12 protein-coding genes are annotated in these 11,284 nt (G+C 55.6%); 11 read left to right on the top strand and 1 reads right to left on the bottom strand.

The window, feature by feature from the left end; translation table 11 throughout:
• Positions 1–113: 113 nt before the first annotated feature.
• From W822_RS0123180 to W822_RS27870, 11 genes are all read left to right on the top strand, one after another.
• Complete coding sequence (locus tag W822_RS0123180; RefSeq protein ID WP_172642762.1) at positions 114–833, top strand: ABC transporter ATP-binding protein; 720 nt, start codon at positions 114–116, stop codon at positions 831–833.
• On the top strand, positions 830–1,630 hold the full coding sequence (locus W822_RS27915) for an ABC transporter permease (protein ID WP_024003838.1): 801 nt from the start codon (positions 830–832) through the stop codon (positions 1,628–1,630). The genes W822_RS0123180 and W822_RS27915 overlap by 4 nt, the downstream gene beginning before the upstream one ends.
• A 343-nt stretch (positions 1,631–1,973) precedes the next feature.
• On the top strand, positions 1,974–2,942 hold the full coding sequence (locus tag W822_RS27910; protein ID WP_253272224.1) for a Bug family tripartite tricarboxylate transporter substrate binding protein: 969 nt from the start codon (positions 1,974–1,976) through the stop codon (positions 2,940–2,942).
• 68 nt (positions 2,943–3,010) lie between these two features.
• Complete coding sequence (locus tag W822_RS27905; RefSeq protein ID WP_024003836.1) at positions 3,011–3,517, top strand: 2,4'-dihydroxyacetophenone dioxygenase family protein; 507 nt, start codon at positions 3,011–3,013, stop codon at positions 3,515–3,517.
• A gap of 2 nt (positions 3,518–3,519) precedes the next feature.
• A complete protein-coding gene (locus W822_RS27900; RefSeq protein ID WP_024003835.1) occupies positions 3,520–4,263 on the top strand; it encodes an SDR family NAD(P)-dependent oxidoreductase in 744 nt (247 codons plus the stop codon).
• 18 nt (positions 4,264–4,281) lie between these two features.
• Entirely contained in the window at positions 4,282–5,007 is a 726-nt protein-coding gene (locus W822_RS27895; RefSeq protein WP_024003834.1) for an SDR family NAD(P)-dependent oxidoreductase, read from the top strand.
• A gap of 9 nt (positions 5,008–5,016) precedes the next feature.
• Positions 5,017–5,829: an IclR family transcriptional regulator gene (locus W822_RS27890; protein WP_024003833.1), complete on the top strand. Its 813-nt coding sequence runs from the start codon at positions 5,017–5,019 to the stop codon at positions 5,827–5,829.
• Positions 5,830–6,033: 204 nt separating this feature from the next.
• Positions 6,034–7,059, top strand: a complete 1,026-nt coding sequence (locus W822_RS27885; RefSeq protein ID WP_024003832.1) for a 2-keto-3-deoxygluconate permease — start codon at positions 6,034–6,036, stop codon at positions 7,057–7,059.
• Positions 7,056–8,270, top strand: coding sequence for a four-carbon acid sugar kinase family protein (locus W822_RS27880; protein WP_024003831.1), 1,215 nt, complete (start codon positions 7,056–7,058; stop codon positions 8,268–8,270). Before W822_RS27885 ends, W822_RS27880 begins: the two co-directional genes overlap by 4 nt.
• Positions 8,267–9,310 (top strand): 4-hydroxythreonine-4-phosphate dehydrogenase PdxA, encoded by a 1,044-nt coding sequence (gene pdxA, locus W822_RS27875; protein ID WP_024003830.1) that lies wholly within the window; start codon positions 8,267–8,269, stop codon positions 9,308–9,310. The genes W822_RS27880 and pdxA overlap by 4 nt, the downstream gene beginning before the upstream one ends.
• Before the next feature lie 23 nt (positions 9,311–9,333).
• On the top strand, positions 9,334–10,119 hold the full coding sequence (locus tag W822_RS27870) for a GntR family transcriptional regulator (RefSeq protein ID WP_051401600.1): 786 nt from the start codon (positions 9,334–9,336) through the stop codon (positions 10,117–10,119).
• Here W822_RS27870 and W822_RS27865 read toward each other — a convergent pair.
• Complete coding sequence (locus W822_RS27865; protein ID WP_024003828.1) at positions 10,091–10,987, bottom strand: SIR2 family NAD-dependent protein deacylase; 897 nt, start codon at positions 10,985–10,987, stop codon at positions 10,091–10,093. The genes W822_RS27870 and W822_RS27865 overlap by 29 nt on opposite strands.
• Positions 10,988–11,284: the final 297 nt, after the last annotated feature.

The following is an 11,284-nucleotide window of genomic DNA, read 5'->3' as shown; positions in this document are numbered from 1 at the left end:
AAAAAATTCATTTTTCTTCCGGCCGTTTCCCTGGCTCAGTCACGCGCCCTGCGGCCGCTTTTTTTTGGCGGCTATGCGGGTGGCGTCGCTATCAACATTGGCATGAAACAGTTGTGGCAAGCGTTCATTCGACCTCCTCCCGGCCAGCACTATTGCAGGCAACCCATCTCACTCGCAAAGATCCGCTCAGTGATCATGTGCTGCTTTATCCGGCCTCGTGCATCATCCGGCACGGCGATCGTGTCGTCCTGTCGGGCGCATCCGGCTCGGGAAAGAGCGTGTTCATGCGCACGCTGGCCCTGCTTGATAAACCCGATTCCGGCGAGCTGGCGCTGCGTGGCCGTACGGTCAGCCAGTCTGACAGCAGTCGCTATCGTGCGCAGGTGGCATATATCCGGCAGCGCCCGGTGCTGCTGCATGCCAGCGTTGAGGGCAATCTGACATTTCCTTTCGGGCTGGCCGTCAATCGTGATAAAAAATATGACCGGCAGAAAATAGAACGATTTCTGCAGGCCATTGACCGTCCCTCGTCATTTCTTGACAAGGCGTCTGGAGCTCTGTCGGGCGGGGAAATGCAACTGGTCTGTCTTTTGCGCGTGTTGCAACTGGATCCCTGTCTTTTGCTCCTGGATGAACCCACCTCGGCGCTGGATGAAGCCACGGCGCAGCTCGTGGAAAAACTGATTGACCACTGGATGACCGTGAACCGTCATGAAACCGCGACCTTGTGGATCAGCCATGATGAACAGCAGAAAGCACGTGTGGGCGAGCGTATATGGTTGATGGAAAACGGCCATTTGAGCACCGACGATAGCGAAGGAGCGCATGCATGAATCCTGACTACATGGAAATATCGGTTGGCGAGATCGGACTGGCCGCGCTGCTGATTCTGGCCAATGGCCTGATCTCGGTCTTTCTGAAGCTCAAACTGGAAAAGCAGCTGTTGATTGCCTCCATTCGCATGGTTGTGCAGCTGTTTGCCATCGGCCTGATACTCAAGTGGGTTTTTGCCGCCGATAAATGGTATATCGTGCTTGCCATTATGGCGGTCATGACGGTCATTGCAGGGTTGGCGGCCCGCAATCGCAGTCGCATACGCTATCAGGGCATGCCGTTCGATGCACTGTTTGCGATCTGGATTCCTTCGTGGTTGACCATGGGCATCGGGCTGGTGCTGATTCTGCGTATTGAACCCTGGTATTCGCCGCAGTATGTGATCCCCGTGCTTGGCATGATTATGGGCAACACCCTGACAGGAGTGTCGCTGGGGCTGGATCGTATTACAAACGAATTGACCCAGAAACGGGACCATGTGGAAATGATGCTCTCGCTTGGAGCCAGCGGATGGGAAGCCTATCGCGAGCCGGCACAGAACGCGGTGCGGGCAGGGATGATGCCGACGATCAATAGCATGATGGTGATCGGTCTGGTCAGCCTGCCGGGCATGATGACGGGTCAGATCCTGGCTGGCCAGGATCCGGAACAGGCAATCCGTTACCAGATTCTGTTGATGTTCCTGCTGACCGCCTCATCGGGTATCGCGTGTGTATTGGCGGTTTTACTGGTGTTCCGGCGGGTATTCAGTCCGCAGAATAACTTCTTGTACTGGAAGTTGCACGAGCCGGCATAAAGTATGCGGGCACGCCCATAAACTGCGCATATCTGGGCGTAACTGATCCGCCATGCAGGGGGCGTGCTTTCCTCTTTATTGAAAGTCCCCCACGGTGCACTGCTTGCCGCTGATATAGCCATGCCGGGCATGGCCTTTTCATTTCTTTTGTAAACATTTCATTCGTGATTTCGGGTTATCCCTAGCTGGCTTGGGCTATCAAACGCTATACACTGTTTCCATAATATAGAAATAAATCCATATTATGGACTTTTAACAGAATCATGATCGGCGATGGAAGCATGCGTCCGTGACGAACTGTTCATTGTTCGTATTCAATCCATTCTCGGAGACCGTTCCTGTCATGATGTATTCCCGTCGCGTGTTGCTGGCTTCGCTGATCGCCTGTACCAGTCTGGCTTGCCTGTCCACCAAGGCGATTGCTGCCAACGCCTATCCCAGCCAGCCAATTACACTTGTGGTTCCGTTTCAGCCAGGCGGCGGCACTGATGCCGTTGCCCGCAGCTTTGCGAAGGCCGCCGAAAAGCACTTCCCCAAGGGCATGATTGTGCTGAACAAGTCTGGGGCCGGTGGCGCCGTGGGCTGGAAGTATGTGCTCAATCAAAAACCTGATGGCTATACGCTGGCCATCGTAACGGGCGAGTTTGTTACTCTGCCTTTATTGAATCTGTTTGATCGCTCCTACAAAGACTTCACACCACTGGTGCAGTTGAATGCCGATCCGACCACGCTGGTGGTGCACAATGATTCGGCTTATAAGACCGTTGAGGATTTCCTTGCCGCGGCCAGACAGAATCCCGATGGCATGAACGTGGGAACACCGGGAACCGGCGCTGTGTACGATGTTGCCCTGAGTGCATTCGAAGTCAAATCGGGTACCAAGGTCACGCATGTACCATACCCGGGCTCGGGTCCGTCTTTGCTGGCGTTGCTGGGCAAGCAGGTGGACGCCGTAGCCACCAGTCCCGCTGAAGCGGCAGAGTATGTGCGCAGCGGCAAAATGCGCTTGCTCGTGGTCATGGACGACGAGCGCGTGCCCGAGTTCAAGGATGTGCCAACGGCAAAAGAAAAGGGCATCGATGTTTCTTACGGTACCTGGCGTGGCGTAGCGGGACCAAAAAATATGCCGGCCGAGGCCGTCACAATGCTGAAGCAGGCGTTCGAAAAAGTGGCTCAGGACCCCGAGCTGATCAAGTCGATCAGGCAGCAGAATCTGGGCTACGTGTACGCCGACGGCGAGGCGTTTGAGCAGAAAATGAAGCTGGAGACAGAAGGCTACAGCAAAGTGCTCAAAGAACTGGACATCAAATAAGCGGGCCGGCTCTTTCGCACCTTCACACTTGAAATATCGCCCCGTCTGGTCGGGGCCAAGGAATTATCATGACCGAACCCACTCCTTATCGTTACCCCAATCCCAAAGAGGCGCTCAAGGATATCGTTGTGCCCAATGCCGTTCCTGAAGATGAGCGCGTCTGGGTACCACAGGCGCCCAACGTCTGGTTCCGCCCGCTGTGCCTGAACGTGTCGCAGGGATACTGGATGAATCTGCTGCGCGTGCGCAAATCCGGCGTATTAAGCTGTCACCGGCATCCCCAGCCGGTGCATGGTTATGTGATCAAAGGCACCTGGCGTTATCTTGAGCATGACTGGGTGGCGACCGAAGGCAGCTACGTCTTTGAGCCGCCGGGAGAAACGCACACCCTGTATGTGCCTGAAGACGTGGAAGAAATGATTACCATGTTCCAGGTCAATGGCATCATGTATTACGTTGACAGCGAAGGCAATCACACGGGTTACGAAGACGTGTTCACCAAACTGGACATGTGCCGCAAGCACTATGAAAGTGTCGGCCTGGGGGCTGACTATGTTGACCAGTTCGTGCGCTGATTATGAGTATCAAAGCCAATTATGATTTCTCAGGCTGTAGCGCTGTTGTCACTGGTGGCAGCAGCGGTATTGGGCTGGATATCGCGCGCAGATTGCTGGCGGCCGGTGCCACGGTCTCAATTTGGGACAGGAGGGCGCCGCCCGAAGATTTGCAGGGAGACAGGGTGCGCTTCAGTCAAGTTGACGTGTGTGATATCGGCTCACTTGAGAATGCCTGCGCAACGGTGGTTGGTCAATATGACAAGATTGATATGCTGGTCAATTGCGCCGGATTTGCCGGCTCCACGCTGCCGCTGGAACAAACCGATCCGCAGGAATGGCAGCAAGTGATCGCGGTCAATTTGCTGGGCGTGTACAACACCTGCCGGGTGGCCGTGCCGGTGATGAAGCAGGCTCCGGGCGCGCGCATTGTGAATATCGCCTCGCTGGCGGGCAAGGAAGGCACGCCCAATGCATCGGCGTATAGTGCGGCCAAGGCGGGCGTGCTTGCCCTGACTAAATCCCTGGGCAAGGAACTGGCGCAGACTGCGATGCGGGTCAATGCCATTGCGCCTGCTGCAATTAACACAACACTGTTGCAGCAAATGTCGCCGGCGCATGTGCAGACCATGATAGAAAAAAGCCCGATGAAGCGCCTGGGCGAGTGCGATGAGGTATCCGAGCTCACCTTATGGTTGCTGTCGGGGTCGTGTTCATTCAGTACCGGCGCCGTGTTTGACCTGTCCGGCGGTCGCGCCACCTATTGATCTTTATTTGGAAAATCCATGAGTTTCAAGACAGATTTGTTTGCGGGAAAAATTGCGGTGGTCACGGGTGGAACCCAGGGAATCGGGCGTGCGATTGCCGCAGAACTTGCCGGCCTGGGCGCGCAGGTCTACGCGGCCGGCCTGCCGGCGACGGGTGAAGAGGCCTGGCGTCACGCCACCGTAAAAGAAGTGATTTTGGATGTGACCAGCGACGAGGATGTCAGGGCGTTCGCGCAGTCCTTGGGGAACGTGGATATCCTGGTCAATTGTGCCGGGATTATTGCACGGGTGGAAGAGTTCAAACTGCCCGTGTTTGAACGCGTGATTGATGTCAATCTGGTCGGAAGCATGCGCTTGTGCGAAGCCCTGCGTCCCGCGCTGGCTCAATCTGGCGGATGCATCGTCAATATGGCGTCCATGCTCAGCTTTTTTGGTGGCGGCCTGGTGCCAGGCTATAGTGCGAGCAAGGGTGGCATTGCACAATTGACTAAATCGCTGGCCATTGCCTATGCAGCCGACAGCATTCGTGTCAATGCGGTGGCGCCCGGGTGGATCGCGACCCCTTTGACCGAAGCGCTGCAAAACGATGAATCCCGGGCACGCCCGATTCTGGATCGAACACCGCTCAAACGCTGGGGCACGCCGCAAGATGTGGCGCGTGCGGTGGTTTTTCTGTGCTCCGACGCATCTTCGTTCATGACGGGTGTTATCATGCCGGTTGATGGTGGCTATATGGTAACTTGATTTTTCATCATGACAACGACGACAATCTTGCAGGACAAGGCTGGCCAGAAAGTGGCCGGCACTGCTTCGTTTTCCAAATTCATGCGTGTGCTGGACGCGATCGCCAGCAATGCCGGTCATGGCGTCACCATTCAGGATCTGAGCCACGCGGTCGGATACCCCAAACCCACCTTGTATCGTATTGTCGATGCCTTGCAGGCCGAAGGCCTGGTGATCAATAAAGGCGGCCAGATTTTCACGCTGGGACCGCGTCTGATCAGTCTGGCCAGCCAGGCGCTGGAAAGCTCCGATCTTCGCAAAGTCTGCCGGGAACAGTTGATCAGGCTGCGTGATATGACAAACGAAACGGTCCACCTGGCGGTGCCGGTCAACGGCGCCATGACCTATATTGACAAGCTGGAAAGCCCGCAGGCCGTGCGCATGAATTCACGACTGGGCAGTCAGGTGACGCTCTATTCAAGCTCGGTCGGTAAAGCCTATCTGGCGGCACTGGGCGATGAAAGTGAAAGAAGTCGCTTGATTGGCGCGATCCGCTTTCAGAAATATACCAATACCACGCTGTTGTCTGCACAGGCGCTGCGTAATGAAATCATTGATATTCAGCGCCAGGGCTTTGCCGAAGATCGTGAAGAAAACGAACGTGATATTTTCTGCTATGGCTGCGCCATTGTCGATAAAATCGGTCGACCGGTTGCCTGCGTCAGCATCAGTATTCCCCTGTTTCGTCTGGCGGCCGACCGTCGCACGGCTTACATTGACCCCCTCATTGCTGCCTGCCAGGCGATATCACAAAAACTGCGTCTGCTTGACATCGAAGCCTGAGTGCCGAATCAATCGTCCTTATCATAATAATTAATCGCATCCATCACGGGTTGACAATTCTTTTCTAAAAGAGAATAATCGCACCTGTACGTACAGGTTGTACGTACAGAGCTGTGGCGAAGATAAGAAGCACGATCAAAAAGCCACTTGCGAGACCATTCATTTCTTTACTACTCCCCTGTGACCAAAAGGTTGGGCCGGATGATGACACAAGAGCGTTCCCTATTTCCCATGTTCAAAACCATGCAGAAAATCCCTGGCGGATTGATGCTTATTCCCCTGATACTCGGCTCGATAATCGGGACCTTCGCACCTGAAGCCCTGGGTATCGGCAGTTTCACGACCGCGCTGTTCAAAGACAGCGCTCTGCCCTTGATTGCATTGCTGATTTTTGCCACCGGCACGCAGGTCAATGTTCGTACCGGCGGCCCGATCCTGGCGACAGCAGGTACCATTCTCTTTTGCAAAACCATTATTCCGGCCAGCTTGATCATTCTGTTGGGCAGCTTTGTCGGTATCGATGGTATTTGGGGCATTTCCATCCTGGCATTGCTGGCCGCGTTTGACAACAGCAACGGCGGCCTGTGGCTCGCCTTCACCGGTCAATATGGCGATGCCCGCGATCGTGGCGCCTATGTGGCCAGCGCCGTCAATGACGGTCCCTTCTTCAGTCTGCTTTTCCTGGGTGCATCTGGCCTGGGCGATATTCCGCTGATTGCCCTTGTTGCTGCGCTGGTGCCGTTTCTGCTGGGCGTACTGGTCGGTAACGTGGATCCGCACTGGCGTAAAGTCCTGGATCCGGTTCCCAATATTGTGATCCCGTTTTTTGCATTCGCGCTGGGTACCGGCATCAATCTGTCGGCCATTGTCAGCGGCGGTATGACAGGGATTGTCCTGGGCCTGCTGATCAGCCCCATTACCGGGTTCCTGGTTTATATGGGATATAAACTCATCCTGCGCCGCGGCGGCAAAAGCGGTATCGGTTTTGCGGCGGGAACCACCGCTGGCAATGCCATCGCTACACCGGCCATTGTCGCTGCTGCCGATCCGCGCTTCCAGGTTTATGTCGAGACCGCGACAGCGCAAGTTGCCGCTTGCGTATTGATCAGCTCGATCATGGCTCCCTTGCTGGCCTCTTATTTCCTGAAAAGAGCAGGTGAATTGAAGCCCGTCGATGATGGTATTGCCGACGAAGATGAGACGCTTGCCGGGGATCCGGTCAAATTATGAAACCGCAGATCGCAATCATTGCCGACGATCTGACGGGCGCGGGCGATTCCGCTGTCCAGTTCGTCCGCTGTGGCTGGGAAACCCAGTTATACGTTGGCGGGTCAGAAGACGCATTTGCATTGGGCGATATGCAGGCAGAAGTGGTATCGGTCAACAGCAACAGCCGTGCCATGAGCCCGCAGGCCGCAGCAGAGGCGGTTGCGCGAGAAATGCAGACCTTTCGCAAGCATGACGTTCGTCATGTATTCAAAAAAGTGGACTCCACCTTGCGCGGCGCCTTTGCTGCGGAAATTGAAGCGGCCCGAAGCCAATGGCACGAAAATGCCATTGCCGTCGTATGCCCCGCCTATCCAGATACCGGCAGAACCGTTGAACAAGGCGTGTTGCTGGTCAATGGTGTGCCTGTAACGGAAACCTCGGCTGGAACCGACCCGGTCACGCCCGTGACGGAAAGTTCGGTACCGGCCCTGCTGGACTGCAAACTGATCAGTCCGCAATATGATGATACGCCCGCATCCCTGGCTGAGAAAATCGGTGAAAGCGGATCAATTGTGGTGGTAGACGCCCGTAGCGACGCTGATCTGAAGCGCCTGGCCCAGGCCATTGTGTTGCTGGGCGAGCGTGCACTTCCTGTTGGTGCAGGCGGGCTGGCCATGGCTATGGCTGCTGCATGGGCCGGCAGTCATATTTCAGGTGAAATCGTGCTGGCCGTAGTGACCTCGCAGCATAGCGCTACCCGGGCGCAAGTCGCGGCCCTGCAAAAGCAGGGCGCCACGGTGTTGACACCGGAGCCCGAGGCCCTGGCCGACGATAGCGTCTGGCAGCAATGGCAGCGTGACCAATTGGCGGGGCAAACGCTGGTGCAGGGCAGCAATTCCGTGCTGGTCGTTCTGGCCCCGGTAGCGCAGCAGCCCGGATTGTCCTCTGCGGTGGTCGCACTCCGTCTGGGTCAGTTTGCTCTTGAAGTGGTGCGTACCGGCCAGGTGCGAGGGTTGATTGCGACCGGCGGTGACGGGGCAGAGCAGGTGATGTCGGCCTTGCAGGCAACCGGTATCCGCCTGATTGATGAAGTATCCGGCGGCGTGCCGCTGGGCACCCTGATTGGCGGCGAGTATGCCGGCATGCCGATTGTGACCAAGGCTGGTGGCTTTGGTGCAGAAAATGTATTGATTCAGGCTGCAGAGACCCTGAGAGAAAGGAAATTCAAATGATTGAGAAAAGATTACCCGTGCTGGCGGTGACCATTGGTGATGTAGCCGGCATTGGCCCTGAAATTACAGCCAAAATGTTGATGAACCATTCACGCCTGCGTGATATGGCCAAGTTTGTCGTGATCGGCGATGTCGCTGCGTTGCGCAAGGCGGTTGCCAGCCAGAATGGCGATGTAAACAAAGTTCGTGAAGTGTCGTCTCCTGCAGAAGCAACCAATGAGCCCGGCACCATTGAAATCATTCAGGTGGGCCCTTCTCTTGAAGACGTCGAATTGGGCAAGCTGGATGCGCGTGCCGGCGCCGGTTCCGCGCTGTTCGTGATGAAGGCATGTGATCTGGCTCGGAAGGGCGAAGTCGATGGCATCGTTACTGCCCCACTGAACAAAGCGGCCATGCATCTGGGCGGCCACAAATGGCCCGGACACACCGAATTGCTGGCTCATGAATTCGGGGTAAAAAATTATTCTCTGGTTCTGTCGGCTGGCGATCTGTATGTGTTCCATGCGACAACTCATGTATCATTGCGGCAGGCTATTGATGACGTGAATCCCAAGCGCATGGACGATATCCTGCAGCTGGTTCATGCATTCTCCAAAGCCCTCAACCGACAGGATGAGCCCATCGCCGTCTCCGGCCTGAATCCCCATGCCGGGGAAAACAACATCTTCGGTACAGAAGACAGTGCTATTCTGACGCCTGCCATCGACCGGGCCAAAGCAGCCGGCATCAATGCGGTGGGGCCGATCCCTGCGGATGCGCTCTGGCCGCAGGCCGTGCGGGGCAAGTGGAAATTTCTGGTGGCCTGTTACCACGATCAGGGCCATGCGCCATTTAAGGCGGTATATGGCGACGATGGCGTTAATATTACGGTGGGCCTGCCGGTGGTGCGGGTATCGGTTGACCACGGTACGGCATTTGATATCGCCGGCAAGAATATTGCGCGCGAAGAAAGCCTGATTCTGGCGGCCGAACGTGCGGCCAGCCTGTCCCTGGGATGGTCATCAGTGTGGGAAACGGCTTCCCGGTCTGAAGGGGTATAGTTTTTTAAATTGGCGGGTGTAACGTGCTTTATCTGAAAAAAATCGACGAAAAAAACAAAGGTAAAGAGGCCTTGTACCTTCAGGTGGCCCATAGCCTGAAAGCCGCCATCTCTGAAAACCGGGTGCCTGCGGGCAGCCCGATCCCGAGTGAAAACGCGCTCTGCGGCCACTTTGATGTGGCTCGCAGTGTGGTGCGCCAGGCGCTCGCGATGCTGGTTGATGAGGGGTATATCCTGAAACAGGCCGGACGCGCCTCAATCGTGGCACCCCGCGCCAAGCATCGCCGCAATCTTCAGAATTCGCTCAGCCTGCACGCGCAGCTGGAGCGGGAGGGAACCGCGCTGCAAACATCGATTATTCGTCTGGAATGTAGCGCTTTCCCGGCTGAAGTCGCCGCTTTCTACGGACAGGTGGATGGTTTGCTGCTCGAACGCGTGCGTTATATTGACGACGATCCTATTTCATATGTGAAGACCTGGCTGCCCGGAGAATTTTCAAGCCTGACCCGGGAGGACCTGACCAATCGGTCGTTGCACCAGCAACTGATGCAGCGGTTCAATCGCAAGCCGCAACAGGGTCGCAATCAGATCCAGACCGTGCCTTGCGACAAAACACTGGCCGATTATCTGAAAGTGAAAAAAAGCGACTCGCTCCTGCAATTGCACGCGTGTTATTACGATCAGAATGGCCTGCCCCTGGAGTGGTTTACTGCCTGGCATCGCGCCGACCGTGTGGTTTTTGATATTGCGGTCGATGCGTCGCTGGATAACAATATTCAGGTCAAGGATTTCCAGCGGGCGATCCGCTAGAGCTCGCGTCAGATGTGGCCGGAAGGCCGACAGACGGATCCTGCAGTGCGTCGCGGATGGCCTGCAGCGCAGCCAGTGCGCCCATGGGCAGCGCCACGTTTTTTTTCGATTTCTTCATACCGGCTTCGTGGATATTAATGCGGATCATCGGCGCTTTCTGACGTTCGCCAAAATAGCGCACGGTTGCAATCGCCGTTCCTGCGCCCAGTTCGATGATCACGGGGTGGCGTACTTTCTTTAGCCAGGCTTGCAGCCGTTCGTGCTGAATCCGGCTGCGCGTATCGACCCAATGCCAATCGTTGAACATCATGATATTGGGACGGGCCAGCGAGTTGCAATGCGGACAGCGAGGTGGCTCATTGAGAAGCAGGCAGCGTTGCGCGTCTACTTCCGGATGAAAGGCGTCGGCCGGCCAGATGTCCTGCCGGCAGTGTTCGACGCATTGCAAATGATGGATGGAGCCGTGGCATTCAACCACCTGTTCTTCACTGAAGCCGGCCTTCTGGAATTGTCCATCGACATTGCTGGTGAACACAAAGGCCTGATGACGCATGCGCACAGCTATATCCTGCAGGATATGGAAACCCTCATGAGGGGGCGTATTTCTGTAGAGCGACAGGCGATGCCCATAAAACCCCCAGGCAAGCTGGGGATGAGTCGGAAAATGGGCAGGAGAGGCAATTTCTTCAAAGATGATGCCCTGACTGCGCAATGCCGGATAATGGCGCCAGAAACCTTCGGCCCCGCGAAAATCTGGCAATCCTGAATCCACACCCATACCTGCGCCGGCCGTGATTAGCAAGCCGTCGGCCTGACTGATAAGTGCAGCGGCTCTATTGATTAGAGTCTTGTCTATTTTGGCGTCCATGGTCAACTGACTGTATAAAAACTGGAATGAAACAATGCACCGGAATCCGGTTATTCATCTTCTCATATTTTTGTCATGTGGAGATGTTGCACGTCTCTTTGCCTGTTATTTACGGCTACGCCGCTATCAATAGGCGCCCTTGTCCAGGTGTTTGCGCTTGAACAGGCAGGTACAGTTCGTGAAAGCGTGCACCGGCATCAGGCAAACATTATCTTCGTAAACATCCTATTGACAGGTCATTAGAATATGAATAGACTCATTTTAACTTGAGCATATCGATACTGAGGAGTGCAGGTA

The organism is Advenella kashmirensis W13003 (assembly GCF_000506985.1).
Lineage (GTDB): Bacteria > Pseudomonadota > Gammaproteobacteria > Burkholderiales > Burkholderiaceae_B > Advenella > Advenella kashmirensis_A.
The sequence above is the reverse complement of the archived record's forward strand: the minus strand, read 5'-3'. Positions and strand labels throughout refer to the sequence as shown.